The sequence below is a fragment of the Xanthomonas hortorum genome, assembly GCF_011305375.1.
GTDB classification, from domain to species: domain Bacteria; phylum Pseudomonadota; class Gammaproteobacteria; order Xanthomonadales; family Xanthomonadaceae; genus Xanthomonas; species Xanthomonas hortorum_E.
This window is the reverse complement of record NZ_VCME01000001.1, coordinates 251388-272226: the sequence shown is the minus strand read 5'-3', so window position 1 is coordinate 272226 and position 20839 is coordinate 251388. Positions and strand designations below refer to the sequence as shown.

Sequence of the window (20839 nt, the reverse complement as noted above, 5' to 3'; positions counted from 1 at the left end):
CTCCCTGGCGGGACTGCACTGTACCTGCTTCGCTACGGCCGCCCCTAGTCGGCAACCGGGTCTTCCTGTACGTCGCTGGCGTCAGCAAGCGCGCGCGCCAGTGCCTGCGCGAGCAAGTCGCCGGTGACCGGCTTGCGTAAGAATCCATTGCATCCGGCCGCCATCGCCTGCGGTTCTGCATCGGCGTCGGCGCGTGCGGTCACCGCAACGATCGGAAAGCGCACGCCGCGCGCGCGCAACTGTGCCACCAGTGCCGCGCCGTCGATGCCGGGCAAATCCAGGTCGCATAGCCCCGCATCGAAGCTGCGCGTGCTCACCTCGGCCAGTGCCGCAAGACCATGCAATACATGCGTGACCTGATGCCCGCGCGTCTGCAGCAGGCCGACAATCACCTGCGCCACGGTGGGGTCGTCTTCGACCAGCAGCAGCTGCAGCGGCGCCTGATCGTGAAGCGGCGTTGTGCGTGCCACATTCGGCGTCACTGCGGGTAACGCAGCCACCCAGCGCAACGGTAGCTCGACCACGAAACACGCGCCCTGCCCCAGTTCGCTGCTGACCGTCACTTCACCGCCCATGGCCGCTGCCAATTCGCGGCAGATCGCCAGCCCCAGGCCGCTGCCGCCATGCCGCGCAAGCGTGAGCGCGCCTTCGGCCTGCTCGAAGCGCTGGAACAAGCGCCCGCGCTGTTCTGCACTCATGCCGGGGCCGGTATCGCGCACCTCCATCCGGATGCCTTGCTTGTGGCCTTGCGGCAGCACTGAGACACGCAAACTCACACTGCCGCGCTCAGTGAACTTGACCGCGTTGAACAACAGATTGAGCAGGATCTGCTGCACCCGGCTGGCATCGCCGTGCAATGCCGGCGGCAGCGCATCCTCCAGTTCGCACTCGAAGACCAACTGCTTCTGCTCGGCAGTCGGGCGCACCAGCTCGGCCACTTGCCTGATCAGCTGGCGCAAATCGAAATCGCGGTAATCCAGTGGCAGCTTGCCGGCCTCGATCCGCGCCAGATCCAACGCATCGTTGACCAGCCGCAGCAGATGCTTGCCCGCCGACTGGATCGCGCTGGCATAGCCCTGCTGACGTCCATCCAACGGTGTCTGCAGCAGCAACTCGCTCATCCCCAGCACACCGGTCATCGGCGTACGCACCTCGTGCCCCAGGGTCGCAAGAAACCGCGTCTTGGCCTGCGACGCCTGCTCGGCAAGTTCGCGTTTGTGCTGCGCAAGTTGCCATTGCGCACGCATGCGCACACGCCGGCGATAGGCGGCGGCAAGCAATGCGCTCAGCAGCAATCCAAGCAGGCAGATCAGCGCGATACCGAGGTCGCTGCGCCACCAGGGTGGATTGACCGAGAACTGCAGCGATTGCACCTGCGATGCATTGCCGAGTGGATCGATCCCCTGCATCTCCAACACGTAATTGCCAGGCGGCAGCGACGAAAATTCGCGCATTCCCGCAGCACCGTGTTCCATCCACTGCGTCTCGAAGCCTTTCAGACGCGTGCGGTAACGGTTGGCCATCGGGTCGACGAACGACAGTAGCCGCATGTTGATCCGCAACTGGCGATCACTTGGTGCAAGCGAAAACCCGCCGGTGATCGGCAATGCGCGGCGGCGATCCGCAAGCTGGACACTCACTGCCTCCAGACGCATCTCCGGGCTAAACGAAGGCACGTCCGGCGCCTTGGTATCGATCAGCAGCGTGTACCCGTCCGCGGTCCCGCCGACCAAGACGCCATCGCGCGTCATCAACAGGCAGCGGCGACTGAACTCCTGGCTGGTCAATCCATCACGTGCGCTGAAACTGCGGATCTTTGCGCGCGCGGTGCGTGGATCGATGCGCCACAGCCCGCGCGGACCGGACATCCACACGCGCCCAAGATCATCGAGCTCCAGACCATAGGCATCCATTGCCGGAAACCCTTCTGCCGCACGAATCCGGCGCACGCGCTTCCATGCGTCGCCCTCCTTCTGCCAACGGTCCAGTCGGCCGGCGCCGTAAAACCAGAGATGGGTCTGATCCTCGAATACAAAGCGCTGGATGGGATCGATCTGCAGGCCTGGCACCGGCACGAAGCGATGTAATGAGGACTGCCAGACATATAAGCCACCGACGGCGCTGAGCCACAGACGCCCATCCGGCCCCACGCTAAGCTGACCGGGAAGTACCTCTTTCAAGCCATGTGGGTCGGCCGGGGAAATCGTCTCCAATACCCGCCCTGTCACCAGATCGCGGCGCTGGATCACCTGCTCGTAAGCGGTCCACAGCGAGCCATCGCCAGATTCGCCCAACCAGATGACCGCCTCCGCAGGGCCGTCACCGCTGAAATGCGCAAGCGCCCCCGTTTTCAGGTCCAGCCGCGACAGCCGATGCTCTCCATTGCCAAGCCAGAGCTGCCCCCGGCTGTCCTCCAGGGTCGTCATAATCTCTATGTCGCGCAGGTCGGGATGTTGGAACCCGGTCTGCGTGAGTGCTCCGGTGGACGTGTCGTAACGCAACAGCCGCCCACTGCTGTCGAACTGCCAGAGGCCGCCCGATCGATTGGCTGGCGCAAGGCTGCATGCGATGCCCTTGCCCTGGTCGTTTGTCTGCTTGAATGCTGCAGTGCGGCGCCAGTCTTCGCGCAGATAGGCAAGCCCGCGTCCATGCAGCGGCACCCAGATTCCGCCGTGTGGGCTGCGCCAGATGGTGGTCACGTGGCGATTGGAAACCAGCGGGGCATCGCCGTTGTTGACCGGCGTTGGCGGGTGATCTGGACGGGTATGCCATAGCCCCTGTTCGGTACCCAACCAGAATTCGCCATCGCCTGCATCGGCCACCGCCCAGACCCGGTTGCCGGCGGCAAACATCGGTGCCCAGGAGGGCGTATGCCACGCCCCGGAAGAATCCATGTACCGCAGCCCGGTATCCATTGAGGCCCACAGGCGTTGTCCCACCCACTGCAATGCGTTGATCCCGCTTTCGTCCCCGTCCGGCCGCACACGGTGCAATGCCAGACCGTCGTAATAGGCCAGCCCGCCCAGCGTGCCAATCCACATCCGGTCGCGATCATCCAGCGCAAGCGCATAGATGGGACTGGGCGTCAGCGGGTCCTCCATCTTTGCCAGATCGAAGGAGCTGAACCGCCCATTCGCATCCAGACGCAAGACATCGCCTGTCGACATCCCAAACCAGATGTCGTCGCCACGCCCGGCAATCGCGTAGACATCTCCCAGTGCCAACTCCGGAACCTCGTCGGGAAGATACGCGGTCAACTTGCTGCGATCGGCACTCAGCATCGCCACTCCGGCGCCACCCAACGCCAACCAGATGCGATCCTGATCGTCGATATACAGCGCCTGCAGCGCATTGCTTCGCAGCGAATGCCGATCAGTGGGTTCGTTACGCCAGACCTTGAACTCGGCACCGTCGTACCGGACCAACCCGTCGGTGGTGGTCATCCATAGATAGCCGGCGCGGTCCTGCGCAATGGCGGTGATCATGGTCGAGGGAAGTCCCTCGGCCGCGCCGACGATGCGGAAGCGTGGAATCGCCGGAACGCCCGCCAGTGCCGGAAACGCGGTCAGGGCGGCGAGCAGCACGAATAGCAGGTAACGCATGTGGGCATCCTTTCCACGTCCAGCCCGCATGCTCGCAACGGATCGTTGCGAGCGCAAGCCGAGCGAAGCGCAGCGGGAATGCCTAGAATCCGCCCATGACAATCCTCGCCCGCCTGTTGCTGCTTCCCGCCCTGGTCGCGACCAGCCTTGCCGCAACCGCCGCGCCGGTGCGTTACGCGCTGGATCCGGTGCACACGCGGGTGCTGTTCGCAGTCGAACATGCCGGGTTTTCCAAGGCGTTGGGCACCATTTCCGGAAGTAGCGGCACGCTGGTGTTCGACCCGGACGACTGGGCCTCCGCACGGCTGGATGTCACCGTGCCGCTGCACCGCGCCGACCTGGGCGATGCCAAGTGGAACGAGGCCACGCTGGCGCGCAACCTGCTCGACGCCGAGCGGTTTCCCGACGCGCATTTCGTCTCCACGCAGGTGGTCGCAAACGGCGAAAACCACGCCAAGGTCACTGGAAATCTGACCCTGCACGGCGTCACCCGCCCGGTCACCCTAGACGTCACCCTCAACGCGCTCAAACGCCATCCGCTGCCGCCGTTCCGGCGCACTGCCGGTTTCTCGGCCACCGCCACGCTGAGCCGTGCCGAGTTCGGAATCGACGCGTGGAAGTCGATGATCGGCGACTCGGTGGAACTGCGCATCGAAGCCGAAGCCGTACGCGAGGGCCGCGCCGAAGACGACGCACCGCAACCGCAGAACACACCCGCCGCCCCTGACGCTGCCACCAGCCCGGAATCCTGAGCATGAGCCTGAAGAACATCGAACGCTGGGGCGGTGTCAGCCAGACCCTGCATTGGCTGATCGCACTGCTGATTCTGGCGTTGGGCGTGGTTGGCCTGATCATGGGCGACCTGCCCAAGACCCCGAAATATTTCTGGGTCTACACCGCGCACAAGTCGGTGGGCCTGACCGTGCTGGCACTGGTGATCGTGCGGCTGGGCTGGCGCATCTATGCAGGCGCGCCGCCGCCGGTAAGCGGTACTCCACGCTGGCAGGAACGCATTGCCGGGCTCACCCACTGGCTGCTGTACGCCATGATCTTCGCCATGCCGCTGTCGGGCTGGCTGTACGACTCCACCAGCGGCCTGCGCCCGTTCCGTTGGTTCGGCTTGTTTGCCGTCCCCAAGCTCAGCCCGCCGGACGAACAACTGCGCGCGATTGCGCATTTCATCCACGAGTGGGGCTTCTGGTTGTTGATTGCGGTGGTGCTGGCGCATGCCGGCGCCGCGCTCTATCACCACCTGTTCCAGCGTGACGCCACCTTGGTGCGGATGTTGCCGCGCGGTTGGCTTTCTTCCAAACCCTAAAGGATTCCCCATGTCGTCCAGGTTGTTCGCCTCTCCCCTGCTGGTCGCTGCCTCCCTGGTGGCCACGTTCGCTGCCACCCCGGTCCTCGCTGCCGATTACGTGCAGGCGCCCGGCTCGTCGCTGGTGTTTGCCAGCAAGTACGATGGTGAAGTCTTTACCGGCAAGTTCCCCGGTTTCGACACCACGCTGAGTTTCGATCCGGCCAATCTTGCCGGTGCCAAGCTCGACGTGCGCATCCCGCTGGCAGGTGCCGTCAGCGGCAATGGCGACCGTGATTCGACCCTGCAGGGGCCGGACTTCTTCAACGTGGCCAAGTTCGCCACCGCGCGTTACCGCGCCGACAAATTCCGCGCACTCGGCGGCAACCAGTACGCCGCCGACGGCACACTGGAACTGCGCGGTATCAGCAAGCCGGTCACGCTGACCTTCACCTGGACCCCCGGCGCGCAGCCGGTGCTGGCCGGCAAGGCATTGGTGAAGCGGCTGGACTTCGGCGTGGGCGGCGGCGATTGGGCCGACACCAAGACCATCCCCAACGAAACCGCGATCAGCACCAAGGTCGTGTTCAAGGCGAAGTAACGCCACCGGCCGCAACCGGAAGCGGCCACTAAACGGCGGACTACCTCGTCGGGTCCGCCGTTTTTTTATGCCTGGCAGTTGGATGACACCGCGCGACAGTTAGACTCGGCAATCATCCAAAGGACGCCGACGATGCGCACACACGGAACGTTGACCCGCTGGAATACCGATCGCGGCTTCGGCTTCATTACCCCTGCTCAGCCGGGCGATGAGGTGTTCGTGCATATTTCCGCGTTTCCCAAAAGCCCGGATGCGCCGCGTATCGGCGAGCTGATTTCCTTCGAGATCGAACCAGGCAAGGATGGGAGGCAGCAAGCGGTGCGCGTGATGCGCGCCGGAGCGCGTGCACCCGAGCGCAGCCCACGCCGGCAACATGCAGCAGCGCGATCAACATCGGCTCATGGCCCCGTCGGGCTTGGCAAAGTCATGTTGCTCTTGCTGGTGGCAGGCGCTGGCGGCTATGCGTATCTCAATCGGGGCACGCTGATGCCAGACCCAGCTCTTCCTCAAACTTCGTCAGCGTCAGCGGCACCGGCACGAGCACAGGCAGGCAGGACGCTGCCAGATCGCGCAACAGCTCAGAGCTCGCCTGCGGTAACGGCACCTGCATCGGCAAGCAGAACGTCCGCCACGCCCGCTCCCACACCGCGCTACAGCTGCGGCGGGCGCAGGCATTGCTCGCAGATGACCTCCTGTGACGATGCCACTTACGTGCTACAGAACTGCCCCAACACCGCAATGGACGGCGACCACGATGGCGTGCCCTGCGAGCAGCAATGGTGCCGTTGAATCAATGCGGATGACGTCTTGAACGGGCGGCCGACAAGAATCGTTTGTTCGCCGCACCTTGTTGGATGCAGGCAAACACCCAGGTCAAACGCTGAGTCGGTCGAGGGCGCGGTGCCCTTGCCGCCACACGGTCCCGCAAGCGGTGAGGACACCGCACCAGACAGTTTGCTGGCTGTTTTATTGAAAGCTACGCACACCGATCAACTCGACTGGTCCTTGCCCGCCCACCGTCGCGGGACCTTACGCGGCATGGATGCCGCGTAAGAGCTTACAAGGACGTACTTGCAGCGTGTCCCGCGATGGTGGGCGGGCAAGGGCCCTGCAGTAAACCCGCAGATCGGCCGCCCTGCAGCGAAGGCCCAGATCATCCGCTCCGCACCAAACCGGCGTGAAGTCGTTTTCAGCCGCTCTAAATCCAAAATCTGGCGCGTACCGCGTGCACGAGCGCCACATCAGCGCGTGCCGGTATTCAACCACTCCCGCAAAAGCCGGATATCGAACGGCCACCCCAACTCGCGCCCACCCGCATCGCGCAATACCGGCACACGCTCACCATAAGCAGACTCAAGCACTGCATCGCCATCAATGAACACGCTCCTGAACTCGCCCGCGCGCGCCTGCGCCAGCACCTCCACGGCCTGGTCGCACAGGTGGCAATCGTCGCGTTGGTACAGGATCAAAGCCATCGCAAAGCTCTCAATGCTGCGCTGCAGCCGTGCCGGAATCGCCGAAAGACTAGAATAGCCGCCTTTACGCTCACCTCTCCGGCAAGCATGGCTGTCAGCACGTTCGACCTGTTCAAGATCGGCATCGGTCCGAGTTCCTCCCATACCGTGGGGCCGATGCGCGCCGCCGAACGCTTCGTGCATCGCTGGCTGCTCGACGCCGGACGCCTGCAGGACGTGGTGCGCATCCGTGCCGAGGTCTTCGGCTCGCTGGCCCTGACCGGTCGCGGCCATGGCACCGACAAGGCCGTGCTGCTCGGCCTGGAAGGCCACCGCCCCAACCTGATCGACCCGGACATCATCCCCGCTACGCTAGAGCGCATCCGCGCCAGCAAGCGCATCAATTTGATGGGCCAGCACACCATCGCCTTCGACGAAAAACGCGACCTGCCGATGAACAAGCGGCAGAAGCTGCCGTATCACACCAATGGAATGCGCTTCACCGCCTACGACGCCAATGAGACCGTGATCGCCACCCGCGACTACTACTCCGTCGGTGGCGGCTTTGTGGTCAATCAGGACGATGCCGCCGACGACCGCATCGTCGCCGACGAGACGCCGCTGCCCTACCCGTTTCTCAGTGGCGACGAACTGCTGGCGCAATGCGCACGCAGCGGCCTGACCATCGCAGCACTGATGTTCGAAAACGAAAAGAGCTGGCGCAGCGAAGACGAAATTCGCGCCGGCCTGCGCGAACTCTGGGCCGCGATGCAGTCGTGCGTGGAGCGCGGCATCCGCCAGGAAGGCACACTGCCGGGCGGCTTGAACGTCTCGCGACGCGCACCGGCGTTGTATCGCGAACTGTCGTCCAAACCGGAAGCGGCGATGCGCGATCCGCTGACCACGCTGGACTGGGTCAATCTGTACGCACTGGCGGTCAACGAAGAGAACGCTGCGGGCGGCCGCGTGGTTACCGCACCCACCAATGGTGCGGCTGGCATCATTCCCTCGGTGCTGCATTACTTCGATCGCTTCTGCCCCGGCGCATCCGAGCAGCGCATCTTCGACTTCCTGCTCACCGCTGCGGCCATCGGCATTCTCTACAAGGAAAACGCCTCCATTTCCGGCGCCGAAGTCGGTTGCCAGGGCGAAGTGGGCGTGGCCTGTTCGATGGCCGCCGGCGGCCTGGTCGCCGCGCTCGGCGGCAACCCGGGGCAGATCGAAAACGCTGCGGAAATCGGCATGGAACATAACCTGGGCCTCACCTGCGACCCGATCGGCGGCCTGGTGCAGATCCCGTGCATCGAACGTAATGCGATGGGCGCAGTGAAGGCGATCAATGCCAGCCGCATGGCCATGCGCGGCGACGGCAAGCACAAGGTCTCGCTGGACAAGGTCATCAAGACCATGCGCGACACCGGCCGCGACATGCAGGACAAGTACAAGGAAACCAGCCGCGGCGGCCTGGCGGTGAACGTCATCGAATGCTGAGCGGTGGCGGGTCCTGCTCGGCTGCATTGGCAGGCAACTGCGCGCGATCGTGAAGGTGCGCCTGAGTGCGATGAGGCGTTAGCTGCCATGCCTCATCGTCTGCAATAAGAGATTTGCGGCCACCCCGCGCGCCTGGTGCATCGCACGAGAAAATCAGACGCAGCGAACTGATCCGACACAGCAGGCGTTCTCGCACGCGGGTTGCCACGTTGAACGCAATCACCACATGCACGTGTGTACCGTCCAGGACTGAATTCCGACGGAGATCGCGATGCGACAGCTTGTCTGCACTTTCGCCCTGGCCCTGGCCTGCGGCCCATTGATGGCGCAGGAAACCAGCTACGGCCCGCGCCTGGAAGGCTTCGACTACCCCTATCCGGTCAAGACCTTTGCGTTCACCTCGCAACAGCAGCCGCTGGAAATGGCGTACCTGGATGTCGCGCCCACCGGCAAGCCCAACGGACGCACCGCCGTGCTGCTGCATGGCAAGAACTTCTGCGCCGCCACCTGGGAGCAGACCATCGCCGCGTTGAGCAAGTCCGGCTACCGCGTCATCGCGCCGGACCAGGTGGGGTTTTGCAAATCCAGCAAGCCGGCGGCCTATCAATTTTCCTTCGCGCAATTGGCCGACAACACGCAGGCGCTACTGAAAAAATTGGGTATCGAACGTGCCGTGGTGGTCGGTCATTCGATGGGCGGCATGCTCGCCATCCGCTATGCGCTGATGTATCCGCAGGCCACCGAGCATCTGGCCCTGATCGACCCGATCGGCCTGGAAGACTGGAAGGCCGAAGGCATTCCGTGGCGCAGCGTCGATGCCTGGTACGACAACGAACTGAAGATCAGTTTCGAGCGGATCAAGAAATATCAGATGGAGGTCTACTACGCCGGCCAATGGAAGCCCGAGTTCGAACGCTGGGCGCGCATGCAGGCCGGCATGTCGCTGGGCAACGGCAAGCAGGCCGTGGCCTGGAACCAGGCACTGACCTACGACATGGTCTTGAATCAACCGGTGGTCTACGAACTGCCCAAAGTCGCGGTGCCGACCACGCTGTTCATCGGCCTCAAGGACCGCACCGCGATCGGCAAGGACACCGCACCGCCTGAGGTCAAGGCGCGTGTAGGCGATTACACCAAGCTGGGCAAGCGTGCCGCAGAGGCGATTCCGAATGCGAAGCTGATCGAGTTCGCCGATCTGGGGCATTCGCCGCAGGTGCAGGACCCGAAGCGCTTCAATGCTGCGTTATTGAAGGCGATTGCGCAGTAAGCGGCGGGCCGGCGGCACGGTGTCGCCTGACCTACGCTGATCTGAACGCCGCGGCTCGCTGACATGCGAGCCGCGGCTGGATGCCCGTCTATGGTTACTCTGAATGGCGCATCTCATTACACGATTGCCAGGCAGTTGGCGTGCCGCAACCTGATCGAGCCAGAGGCTTGACCTGTGCGATGCTTCAAGCAGCAACGATCACCCGATCAACCCGCCACAATCCGCAGCACGTCATCCAGCAACGCCGCCGCAGTCACTTCCGCACCTGCGCCCGGGCCCTGGATCAACAACGGTTGCTCGCGATAGCGATCGCTGCTGATCGCAACGCGGTTATCGGTGCCGGCGCCACCGGCCAGCGGATGATCCAGCGCCAACTCGCGCAGGCCGACGCCGGCGCCATGCGCATCCACACGCCCCACGAAACGCAGGCAACGCCCTGCGGCACGCGCCTGCTGCCAACGCGCGCCCACGACCTCATCCAGCGCGCCTAACTGCGCATCCAAGGCGTCAAGCGGCACCCGCGCAATGCTTGCGGGCACCAGCGATTCCACATGCACCTGCTCGGCTTCCAGCTGCCAGCCCGCCGCACGCGCCAGGATCAGCAACTTGCGCCGCACATCCTCGCCGGACAGATCGATGCGCGGATCCGGCTCGGTGTAACCGGCCGCCATCGCCTCGCGCACGCAATCGGAAAACGCGCCGCTGCCGTCATAGCGATCAAACAGCCACGCCAACGATCCGGACAACACGCCTTCGATCGAATGGATATGGTCGCCGCCCGCCACCAGCGCACGCACGCTGCTGAGCACGGGCAGCCCCGCTCCCACCGTCGCGCTATCGCCATAATGCGCACCGCTGGCGTGACGCGCCGCGTGCAGCGCCTGCGCACGCGACAACGCGGTCCCCTGGCCCAACTTGTTGGCGGTGACCACATGCACACCACGCAACAGCCATTCCACATGCCAATCGGCCACCACGTCGCTGGCAGTGGCGTCCACCAGCACATCGCCGGCGCGCAACGCAGTGGTTTCCGCCCATGGCTGCAATACCGCCTGGCCGCGCGGCGCTGCATTGGCCTGCTGCAATGCCTGCTCCGCACTGGTGCCGCAATCGTGGGCAATACGCGAATTGGCCAGCCAATCGAAGCGCGGCAAGCGCAATTGCCGCTCCTGCAGCGCGGTGTAGCGCGTCACAAACGCACGCCCCACCGTGCCGGTGCCCAGCAAGGCCAGACGAGGCGTCGGTGTCACCGCGGCTGCCGACGCGCGACGCGAAGCAGCTAGCACAGTGCTCACGCGTCGACCTGTTTGCGGCTTGCGGTGGTCAACGTCGCTTCGGCACGTGCCAGGCCGGCGCGTAGATCGATCAACAGATCTTCGGCCGATTCGATCCCGATCGACAACCGCAGCAGCCCGTCGGAAATCCCGGCCGCAGCGCGGGCTTCGGCGGTCATCGCCGCATGCGTCATCGATGCCGGATGCGCGATCAGACTTTCCACACCGCCCAACGACTCGGCCAGCGTGAAGTAGCGCAAGCCATCGACAAACGCACGCACCGCAGCTTCGCCACCTTCCAGCTCAAAACTCATCATCGCGCCGAAGCCCTTCTGCTGGCGCGCCGCCAGGGCATGCCCCGGATGCGCCGCCAAGCCGGGGAAATACACCTGATTGACCGCGGCATGCCCATCCAGCAATGCAGCGATGGCGTCGGCATTTTCCTGATGCACGCGCAGACGCGCATCCAGCGTGCGCAGACCGCGCAGCGTGAGGAAGGCATCGAACGGCGAGCCGGTCAGGCCCAAGGCATTGGCCCACCACACCAACTGCTGATGCAGCTCTGCATCGCGCGCCACGACCGCACCGCCCACTACATCGCTATGGCCGTTGATGTACTTGGTGGTCGAATGCAGCACCAGATCCGCACCGAATTCCAGCGGCTTTTGCAGTGCCGGCGACAGGAAGGTGTTGTCCACCACCGTCAACGCGCCGACCTTCTTTGCGGCTTCGATCACGAAGCGCAGGTCGGTGATGCGCAGCAATGGATTGGATGGGGTTTCGATCAGCACCAGCTTGGGAGAGTGCGCCAATGCATCGGCCAGCGAACGCGGGTCGGTGAGGTCGGCGGTGATCAGCGCAAAGTGGCCTTTCTTGGCCAGCGCATTGAACAGCCGCCAGCTGCCGCCGTAGGCATCGTGCGGCACCACCAACGTATCGCCCGGTTGCAGCAGCGCGTTGAGCACCAGATTGATCGCGCCCATGCCGGTGGAGGTGATCACCCCGCCGGCGCCGCCTTCCAATTCTGCCAGCGCTTCGCCGAGCAGATCGCGGGTGGGATTGCCGCTGCGCGTGTAGTCGTACTGGCGCTTGTTGCCGAAACCATCGAAGGAGAAGTTCGACGACAGCACGATCGGCGGCGTTACCGCGCCATAGGCAGTGTCGCGATCGATACCGGCGCGGACAGCGGCAGTGGCAGCGGTACAAGGGGCGTCGGTGGGGTCACGAAAGCTCATGCGGTTTCTCCGGTGATGCGAAGGGCAGTGGTGAGGATCGCGTCGATGCGATCGATTTCTTTCAGGAAGGCGTCATGGCCATATGGCGAGCGCAGCACGCGCAGACTGCCGCGCTGGCCCAAGCCTTCGACCAGCGTGACCAGGTCGGCCAGCGGCACCAGGCGGTCGCCCTCCACCGCGACGACAACGGTGGGCACACGCACTTGCGCGGGGTCGATACGATGCAGGTCGATGGATTCGGACAACCGCAAATAGGCATTCACCGGCGTGCGCGCCACGTATTGCGCGCCAGCGGCGTCCAGATAGTCTTCGGCCGCCACACGCACGCGGCCATTGATCACTTCCGGCGGCGCGTCGAAGCGTTCGCTGAATTCTTCCGGCGTGCGGTAGCTGAGCATGGCGAACTGGCGTGCCAGTGCAAGCCCATGATTTTCTGCGCATTGCAGCTGGCCCAGCGCCACCGCGCGGCGCTGCAGTGCGCGCCATGCCGCAGCATACGGATGCGCGCGATGCGCACCGCTCACTGCGACCAACGTACCGACGCGGGCGGCATGGCGGGTGGCGAACTGCAGACCGACCAGGGCGCCATACGAGTAACCGACAAAACCATGCAGGCGCGCGATGCCCAGCGCATCCAGCAGCGCGGCAATCGCATCGGCCTGGTCAGCGGTATCGATCGGCGCATCCAGCGTGCCGTCGGCGCCGAGAAAGTCGAATGCCAACAGACGGCGCATTGCAGGATCCAGTGCGCGACCACTGCCGACCAGGCCATCCACCCAGCCCTTTTCGGGAAACAGGTCGCCAGCGGCCAGATGGCGATGCGCGGAAATACCGCCGGCCACGAACACCACCGGCGCATTGGCCGCGCCAATCAGCTCATAGCGCAGCCGCAGCTCGCGCATGCCGGCATGGCGCATCGGCAGCGCGATGACAAGATCGCCGCGCACGGCAATCGAGCCGTCATCGGTGGCGGCAGGCGTATAGGCGTAGTCGGTAGTAGAGGGCGATGCTGTATTCACGAGGCTCATGGCGATATCCGGGGTGGATCGGCCATCGAGCTTCGCGGGAGCTCGCGTTCGACGTGCACAAGGCACAAATCGAACCATCTTTCGGCGGACGCGCAGGTCCCCGCAGGATTTGGCACCAAACGCGGGCGCTTGCGCGCTCCGCTGGCTGCCCCGGCATCAAAGGGCCTGTCCCTCCGCCGGTCTCGATGGTGAGGCTAAGATGCCACCGCCTTTTTGCGATGTCAATCTCTTCATGCGGATGGAAAGATATATTTTCATCCGATACCACTGCCCCCTGTGATGGGCTGCATACTGACGCCTCTCCCGTTCGAGCCGATCGCGTGCCCCACCAGGTGTCTCGCACCGCCCTGCGCGTCTTTGCATCGGTCTCGATGACCCTGCTGCTGGCCTGCGCTGCACCTGCCAGCGCCCAGCAGCGCTGGCACTGGCCCGGCGCTGCGGCGGCAACCCCGTCTGGAACTTCGGCAACCCCGTCTGTACCTGACGCCGGCGACACAGGCCCATTGCTGCAGCTCGAATGGCAGGCGCCGGCCTATCTGACCTGGGTCAGCAACCCGCTGGCCGGACCTGCGCAGGTGCGACTGAGCGCACCGCCCAGCGAGGATTACCGCGCCGTGCCGGAGTTACCGTTGACGGTAGAACTGGCCGCACACGAACGCCGCCTGCTCACCTGGCTGTATCCAGCCAGCAATCAGCGCGCCCTGGGCGGGCTTGGACTCAAGCTCGATGTCGTGCCCGGCGACCCACAGGCACGCCCACAGCCCGTGCGCTACCAACTCCCGTTCCGCGATGTGCCGGTGCAGGTAGATCAAGGCTTCGGTGGGCATTTCAGCCACACCGATGCGCCCAACTGGTATGCGGTGGACTTCGCGCTGCCGCACGGCACGCCGGTGCTGGCAGCGCGCGAGGGCGTGGTCATGCAGGTGCAGCGCGACAGCACCGAAGACGGCCCGCATGGCCCGGCGGCTGGCGGCGGCAACCTGGTGCGGGTGCTGCATGCCGACGGCAGCATGGCGGTGTACGCGCACTTGGCACCCGATGGCGTGGCAGTGCGTGCCGGTCAGGTCGTGGCTGCCGGAGAGCGGCTGGGCAGCTCGGGCAATACCGGTTTCAGCACCGCCCCGCACCTGCATTTCGCGCTTCAGCGCAATGCCGGGATGCAGCTGATCTCGCTGCCGTTCCGGATGCTGGGCCCGCAAGGCGAGCTGCAATTTCCATCGCCGGCGCCCTGACCCGCAGGCGCCAGGATGGTGGCGTCGCCATGGCCGACTGGCTCGACCCGGTCATGAAAGGCGTGCCGGAGCGAAGCCGCTATAATCACCGGCTTCCTCAGTTTCCGCAGGCGTCCGACCGGGCGCGCTCAGCCCATGTCCGACGTCTCCAACGAAGCCGCGCGCCGCCGCACCTTCGCCATCATTTCCCACCCCGATGCGGGCAAGACCACGCTGACCGAAAAGCTGTTGCTGTTCGGCGGTGCGATCCAGATGGCCGGCTCGGTCAAGGGCCGCAAGGCCGCCCGCCATGCCACCTCGGACTGGATGGCGCTGGAAAAGGAGCGCGGCATCTCGGTGACCTCCTCGGTGATGCAGTTCCCGTACGAGGGCAAGGTGATCAATCTGCTCGACACCCCCGGCCACGCCGACTTCGGCGAGGACACCTATCGGGTGCTGACCGCAGTGGACTCGGCGCTGATGGTCATCGACGTCGCCAAGGGCGTGGAAGAACGCACCATCAAGTTGATGGAAGTCTGCCGGCTGCGCGACACCCCCATCATGACCTTCATCAACAAGCTTGATCGCGAGGGCAAGAACCCGATCGATCTGCTGGATGAAGTCGAAACCGTGCTCGGCATCCAGTGCGCGCCGGTGACCTGGCCGATCGGCATGGGCCAGCGCCTGAAGGGCGTGGTGCATCTGATCACCGGCGAGGTGCACCTGTACGAACAGGGCCGCAACTTCACCCGCCAGGATTCGACCATCTTTCCGTCGGTGGATGCGCCGGGCCTGGTCGAGAAGATCGGCACGCAGATGCTGGCCGAGCTGCGCGACGAACTGGACCTGGTGCAAGGCGCCAGCAATCCGTTCGATCTGCAGGCGTATCGCGCCGGCAAGCAGACCCCGGTGTTCTTCGGTTCGGGCGTCAACAACTTCGGCGTGCAACCGCTGCTGGATTTCTTCATCGAACACGCCCCGCCGCCGCAGGCACGCGACACCACCGGCCGTCGCGTCGAGGCGACCGAAGCCAAGCTCAGCGGCTTCGTCTTCAAGATCCAGGCCAACATGGACCCGCAGCATCGCGACCGCGTCGCCTTCATGCGCGTGTGCTCGGGCAAGTTCACCGCCGGCATGAAAACGCTGCACGTGCGCAGCGGCAAAGACGTCAAGCTGGCCAACGCGCTGACCTTCATGGCCTCCGATCGCGAGATCGCAGCCGAAGCCTGGCCGGGCGATGTCATCGGTATCCATAACCACGGCACCATCTCCATCGGCGACACCTTCACCGAGGGCGAATCGCTGTCGTTTACCGGCATCCCCAACTTCGCACCGGAGCTGTTCCGCCGCGCGCGCCTGCGCGACCCGCTCAAGCTCAAGCAGCTGCAAAAGGGTCTGGCGCAGCTATCCGAGGAAGGCGCCACGCAGTTTTTCCGCCCGCTGATGAGCAACGATCTGATCCTCGGTGCGGTGGGCGTGCTGCAGTTCGACGTGGTGGCCTACCGGCTCAAGGACGAATACGGCGTGGATGCGATCTTCGAACCGGTGGGCGTCACTACCGCGCGTTGGGTGCATTGCGCCAACCCGAAGAAGCTGGAAGAGTTCCGCGAGAAAAATGCCGGCAATCTGGGCATCGATGCGGCCGGCCAGCTGGTCTATCTGGCACCGACCCGGGTGAATCTGCAGCTGGCCCAGGAACGCGCGCCGGACGTGCGCTTTTCCGCAACGCGCGAACATGCGCATGCCAAGGCGATCGATTGACCGCTGCTTGAACCGACGCATGAAAATGCAACTGCTGGCGATGCGAATTGCTCGCAGTTACGGTACATTTTTGGCATGAACGCAGACGCCTCCCCCTCGACCGACCTGCGCGACGAGATAGCCAGTGCCGTGACCCACGGCCTGGGCGCAATTGCCGCATTGGCCGGCGGTTCGGTGCTGATCACGCTGGCCGCCATTTATGGCGACGGCTGGCAGTTGGCCACTTCCATCGTCTTCAGCGCCACCCTGGTGCTGCTCTACGTCGCCTCTACCTTGTTCCATGCCATCCCGCATCCGGGTGCCAAAGCACGGCTGCAGATACTGGATCACTGCGCGATCTATCTATTGATCGCCGGCACCTATACGCCGTTTACGCTGATCAATCTGCGCGACTCCTGGGGTTGGGGATTGTTCGCCGCCATCTGGACGATTGCCGCCGCCGGGGTGATCTTCAAACTGTTTTTCACCGGACGCTTTCGCTTGTTGTCCACGGTGCTGTATCTGGCGATGGGCTGGCTGATCCTGGTCGCGATCCAGCCCTTATTGCGCTCGGTCGACACTTGGTCGCTGTGCTGGCTACTGGCCGGCGGGCTCTTCTATACCTTGGGTACGTATTTCTATCAGCGCGACACCCAACGCTATTTCCATGCGATCTGGCATCTGTTCGTGCTTGCCGGCAGCGCTTGCCACTTTGTCGCGGTGATCGCGCAAGTGGTGTGATCTGTGCAGGTGCTGTGATAGACGATTGATCGCGCGTTCGCGCGCCGTGCACGAGGCATCGCCAACCATGGCCCGCGTGAACACTGTGACCAACACCTCTGCTACGCCCCCTCCCCGCACATCACGTCGTCGACGCTGGTTGATCGGGTTCGGCATCGCCGCCGTGCTTGTGGTGATCTTCGTGCTGCTGTTCGAGTGGAACTGGCTACGTGGCCCGGTCGAGCGCGTGGTCAGTGCCAAGACCGGTCGCGAATTTCATCTGGGCTATCTGGATGTGAAACTAGGCCGCACCACCACCGTGCGTGGTAACCGGCTGAGCCTGGCCAATGCGCAGTGGTCCAAGCGCGGCCCGATGGCCGAACTGAATTCGGCCGAGATCGATGTCGAGTTGTGGCCATTGCTGCGCGGCAATGTGCGCTTGCCGGAAATTCGCCTGGATCATCCGAAGGTACTGCTGGAAGCGGGCGACGACACGCATCCGGGCAACTGGGTGTTCGATCAGGACGATGGCGACGGCACAATGCCACGACTTGGGCGCTTGCTGGTCAACAACGGGCGGCTGCAATATATCGATGCCGCCAACCGCTCGGATGTGGATGTGGCGATCAACAGTCTCGCACCGCCCAGCAGCGATCAGCGTGCAGCACCGATCGGCATCGACGGCAAAGGCCGCTGGAAGGGCTACCCCTTCACGCTCAAGGGCGACACCGCGTCGCCGCTGGAGCTGAGCCAGAGCGAGCATCCCTTCCGCATCGATCTGCGCGGCAGCGCTGGCGCCACCCGTACGCACGTCCGCGGCACGCTGACGAACCCCTTCCAGTTCCAGGTCTTCGATCTGCAGATGGCGCTCAGCGGCCAGGACATGCAGGACCTGTATCCGCTGACCGGTGTCGCCATGCCGTCGACGCCGCCGTACAAACTCGACGGACATCTGCGCCGCAACGGCGAGATCTGGCGCTACGAAAAGTTCACCGGCACCGCTGGCGACAGCGATCTTGCCGGCACTGCCGAAGTGGATCTACGCAACAAGCGTCCGTTCCTGCGCGCGGATCTGGCCTCGAAACGCCTGGATTTCGACGATCTGGCTGGCTTCATCGGCGCGCCACCAAAGACCGGCACGAATGAATCGGCAAATGCCGAACAGAAAAAACAGGCTGCACAACTTGCCGCCAGTGCGCGTGTGTTGCCCAGCACGCCCTATGACTTGTCCAAACTGCGCGCGATGGATGCGCAGGTGCGTTGGCGCGCACAGCGCATCAACGCACCATCGTGGCCGCTGGACGACATGGATGCCTCGCTGACGTTGAAGGATGGCCTGTTGCAACTGGACCCACTCAACTTCGGCGTTGCCGGCGGCGATATCCGCTCCACCATCCGCATGGATGCGCGCAACGAAGTGATCACCACGCAACTCAAGGCAGGCCTTCGCGGTATTCGGCTGGATCAGCTATTCCCCGACACCGCGCTAGCAAAACAAGCTTCGGGCGCCATCGGTGGCGAGTTCGGTCTGCGTGGTCGCGGCAACTCGATCGCCGCGATGCTCGGCAGCGCCGATGGCACGATCGGCGTTGGCATGGGCCGGGGTCATGTGGGCAATCTGATCATGGAACTGGCCGGCCTGGACATTGCCGAGTCGCTCAAATATCTGTTCACCAAGGATCGTCAGATTCCGGTGCGCTGCATTTTCGGCGACTTCGGTGTGCAAGACGGCCTGATGCAATCGCGCGCCCTGGCCTTCGATAGCACCGACACCATCATCATTGGCGAAGGCAGCATCAGCCTCAAAGACGAAACGCTGGATCTGCTGCTTCGTCCACGTCCGAAGGACCGCAGCATCCTGAGCCTGCGCTCGCCGCTGCGAATCGGCGGCACCTTCAAAGACCCCAGCTTCCGGCCGGACTTCAAAGCATTGGGACTACGCGGCGCGCTTGCCGTCGGCCTGGGCATGATCGCCCCGCCCGCCGCATTGCTCGCGACCTTCGAACCGGGCCCCGGCAAGGACAGCGACTGCGGCGGCAAGTTCGCAAAGTAGCCCAACTGCGCGTCTTGAAGTGGCTAACAAAATGGCTCGATCGCTGTATCCATTGCGGCAGAATCTTCGCCGCACTCGCCTTCGTTGACGAGTGAAGTGATGTCGGGAATGGCAGCGACATTATTTGGATCAAACTGCGCTGAGCTGAGCTGATCACACCGCACCTCGGCGGACGCACGCGCAGCGTGCACCAATCGCAACCACGCACACCGACCATCTCCACTGGTCCTTGCCCGTCCACCGTCGCGGGACCTTACGCGGCATGGATGCCGCGTAAGAGCCTACACGGACGTACTTGCGGCGTGTCCCGCGAGGGTGGGCGGGCAAGGGCCCTGCAACCAACTCGCAGATCATCCGCTCTACAACCCAAAGCATCCACACCATTCAGTAAAATATCAAGGCAACCGAACGGCTTCTGCTAGCGCGGCGTTAGCTGGCGATATAACGCTGCAACTGATCGATATCGCGCTGCTGGTTCTCGATCACCGCCTTGACCAGATCGCCGATAGAAATCACCCCGTGCACCCGGCCGTTTTCGACCACCGGCAGATGCCGGAAGCGTCCATCGGTCATCAATTGCATGCAACGCTCTACCGTGTCCGATGGCGATACTGTCACCACTTCGGTGCTCATGATCTCGGCAACGCTGGTGGTCGATGAGGCGCGCTCGCGCAATACCACTTTGCGCGCGTAATCGCGCTCGGAAACGATGCCAATCAGGCGCGGCCCGTCCATCACCAACACCGCACCAATGCCCTTCTCGGCCATCAAGCGGATCGCCTCGATCACTGCGGCGTCGGCCGCAACCGCAAATACCTCAACCTGTTTGGTCCCCAACAGCTGTCGTACGGTCTGCATGGCCCGCTCCGCGCTTGGTCTGGTGATCGCAGACTACTCCCACCGCGCCGCAGTGGGTATCGACCAGATACAGCGGGCGCTGCTTGGCCTCGTCATACAGCCGGCCAAGGTATTCACCGATCAAGCCCAACGCAATCAGCTGGATCCCGCCCAGAAACAGGATCACCGACATCATGGTCGGCCAACCCGCCACCGGGTCGCCCAGCAAGGCCGCCTTGATCACCACCCAGCCACCGAACAGGAACGCCACCAGTGCGGTCAGCAAACCGAGATAGGTCGCCGCGCGCAACGGCACCGTGGAAAAACTGGTGATGCCATCCAGCGCGAAATTCCACAACCGCCACACCGTGAACTTGCTGCGCCCCGACAGCCGCGGCGCACGCCGGTACGGCAATGCCAACTGGCGAAACCCGACCCAGCCGAACAGGCCTTTCATGAAACGGTGGCGCTCGCGCAGCTGCTGCAAGGCCTGCACCACACGCGGCGACAACAACCGGAAATCCCCCGTATCGGCCGGAATCGGCGTGCGCGACAACTGCCGGATCACCCGATAGAACGCATGCGCCGCACTGCGCTTCAACCAGCTCTCGCCCTCGCGGAAAATCCGCGTGCCGAAAATGTTGTCGTAACCGGCACGCCACAGCGCAACGAACTCCGGGATCAACTCCGGCGGGTCCTGCCCATCGGCATCGAGCAGCACCACCGCACCGGGCAACACATGATCCAGCCCCGCAGAAATGGCAACTTCTTTGCCGAAATTGCGCGACAGCCGCACCGCGCTCACCTGCGCATCGGCCTCGGCAAGCGCCTGCAACACAGTCCAGGTGCCATCGCTGCTGCCATCGTCGACATACAGCACGTGCGTGTGCAATCCGCTCAATCCCGCGAGCACCGCGCACAGACGCGAATGCAGCAACGGAATGCTAGTTTCTTCGTTGTAGGCCGCAATCACCACCGTGAGGCGATCTGTTGCAGCCGGCAGTTGCGCTGTTTCGAACGCGCTCATGC

17 protein-coding genes and 1 riboswitch are annotated in these 20839 nt (G+C 64.0%); of the genes, 10 read left to right on the top strand and 7 right to left on the bottom strand.

The window, feature by feature from the left end; translation table 11 throughout:
- Positions 1-44: 44 nt before the first annotated feature.
- On the bottom strand, positions 45-3602 hold the full coding sequence (locus FFY45_RS01010) for an ATP-binding protein (protein ID WP_176338998.1): 3558 nt from the start codon (positions 3600-3602) through the stop codon (positions 45-47).
- Positions 3603-3697: 95 nt separating this feature from the next.
- On the opposite strand from FFY45_RS01010, the gene FFY45_RS01005 reads away from it, so the two are divergent.
- From FFY45_RS01005 to FFY45_RS00990, 4 genes are all read left to right on the top strand, one after another.
- Positions 3698-4354, top strand: coding sequence for a YceI family protein (locus FFY45_RS01005; RefSeq protein WP_176338997.1), 657 nt, complete (start codon positions 3698-3700; stop codon positions 4352-4354).
- 2 nt (positions 4355-4356) lie between these two features.
- Positions 4357-4920, top strand: a complete 564-nt coding sequence (locus FFY45_RS01000) for a cytochrome b (protein WP_006450665.1) — start codon at positions 4357-4359, stop codon at positions 4918-4920.
- Positions 4921-4930: 10 nt separating this feature from the next.
- The gene (locus FFY45_RS00995; protein WP_176338996.1) at positions 4931-5500 is read left to right on the top strand and encodes a YceI family protein; all 570 of its coding nucleotides are present in this window, start codon (positions 4931-4933) and stop codon (positions 5498-5500) included.
- Positions 5501-5632: 132 nt separating this feature from the next.
- Positions 5633-6289: a cold shock domain-containing protein gene (locus FFY45_RS00990; protein ID WP_176338995.1), complete on the top strand. Its 657-nt coding sequence runs from the start codon at positions 5633-5635 to the stop codon at positions 6287-6289.
- A gap of 452 nt (positions 6290-6741) precedes the next feature.
- Here the strand turns inward: FFY45_RS00990 and FFY45_RS00985 are convergent, their stop codons facing one another.
- Positions 6742-6975 carry a glutaredoxin family protein gene (locus FFY45_RS00985; protein ID WP_176338994.1) on the bottom strand — a complete coding sequence of 78 codons (234 nt, stop codon included), beginning with the start codon at positions 6973-6975 and terminating at the stop codon, positions 6742-6744.
- Positions 6976-7062: 87 nt separating this feature from the next.
- On the opposite strand from FFY45_RS00985, the gene FFY45_RS00980 reads away from it, so the two are divergent.
- Positions 7063-8445, top strand: a complete 1383-nt coding sequence (locus FFY45_RS00980; protein ID WP_176338993.1) for an L-serine ammonia-lyase — start codon at positions 7063-7065, stop codon at positions 8443-8445.
- A gap of 271 nt (positions 8446-8716) precedes the next feature.
- Positions 8717-9712: an alpha/beta fold hydrolase gene (locus FFY45_RS00975; protein WP_176338992.1), complete on the top strand. Its 996-nt coding sequence runs from the start codon at positions 8717-8719 to the stop codon at positions 9710-9712.
- Between the two features lie 206 nt (positions 9713-9918).
- Here the strand turns inward: FFY45_RS00975 and FFY45_RS00970 are convergent, their stop codons facing one another.
- Genes FFY45_RS00970 through metX form a run of 3 tightly spaced genes read right to left on the bottom strand, consistent with a single transcriptional unit; the run spans position 9919 to position 13249 of the window.
- Positions 9919-11007, bottom strand: a complete 1089-nt coding sequence (locus tag FFY45_RS00970) for a homoserine dehydrogenase family protein (RefSeq protein WP_176338991.1) — start codon at positions 11005-11007, stop codon at positions 9919-9921.
- Positions 11004-12221, bottom strand: coding sequence for an O-succinylhomoserine (thiol)-lyase (locus tag FFY45_RS00965; RefSeq protein ID WP_176338990.1), 1218 nt, complete (start codon positions 12219-12221; stop codon positions 11004-11006). Before FFY45_RS00965 ends, FFY45_RS00970 begins: the two co-directional genes overlap by 4 nt.
- Entirely contained in the window at positions 12218-13249 is a 1032-nt protein-coding gene (gene metX, locus FFY45_RS00960) for a homoserine O-succinyltransferase MetX (protein WP_176338989.1), read from the bottom strand. Before metX ends, FFY45_RS00965 begins: the two co-directional genes overlap by 4 nt.
- Positions 13250-13320: 71 nt before the next feature.
- Positions 13321-13441: riboswitch (SAM riboswitch) on the bottom strand.
- Between the two features lie 128 nt (positions 13442-13569).
- Between metX and FFY45_RS00955 the strand changes: the two genes are divergently transcribed.
- From FFY45_RS00955 to FFY45_RS00940, 4 genes are all read left to right on the top strand, one after another.
- Entirely contained in the window at positions 13570-14481 is a 912-nt protein-coding gene (locus FFY45_RS00955) for a peptidoglycan DD-metalloendopeptidase family protein (RefSeq protein WP_176338988.1), read from the top strand.
- Positions 14482-14616: 135 nt separating this feature from the next.
- Positions 14617-16221 carry a peptide chain release factor 3 gene (locus tag FFY45_RS00950; RefSeq protein ID WP_176338987.1) on the top strand — a complete coding sequence of 535 codons (1605 nt, stop codon included), beginning with the start codon at positions 14617-14619 and terminating at the stop codon, positions 16219-16221.
- Positions 16222-16296: 75 nt separating this feature from the next.
- On the top strand, positions 16297-16941 hold the full coding sequence (gene trhA, locus FFY45_RS00945; protein WP_023904694.1) for a PAQR family membrane homeostasis protein TrhA: 645 nt from the start codon (positions 16297-16299) through the stop codon (positions 16939-16941).
- A 67-nt stretch (positions 16942-17008) separates the two neighbouring features.
- Complete coding sequence (locus FFY45_RS00940) at positions 17009-18973, top strand: AsmA family protein (RefSeq protein ID WP_217902399.1); 1965 nt, start codon at positions 17009-17011, stop codon at positions 18971-18973.
- A gap of 429 nt (positions 18974-19402) precedes the next feature.
- Here the strand turns inward: FFY45_RS00940 and FFY45_RS00935 are convergent, their stop codons facing one another.
- Both FFY45_RS00935 and FFY45_RS00930 read right to left on the bottom strand, forming a co-directional pair.
- The gene (locus FFY45_RS00935; RefSeq protein ID WP_176338985.1) at positions 19403-19831 is read right to left on the bottom strand and encodes a CBS domain-containing protein; all 429 of its coding nucleotides are present in this window, start codon (positions 19829-19831) and stop codon (positions 19403-19405) included.
- On the bottom strand, positions 19791-20837 hold the full coding sequence (locus FFY45_RS00930; RefSeq protein ID WP_176338984.1) for a glycosyltransferase family 2 protein: 1047 nt from the start codon (positions 20835-20837) through the stop codon (positions 19791-19793). Before FFY45_RS00930 ends, FFY45_RS00935 begins: the two co-directional genes overlap by 41 nt.
- Between the last annotated feature and the right edge of the window lie 2 nt (positions 20838-20839).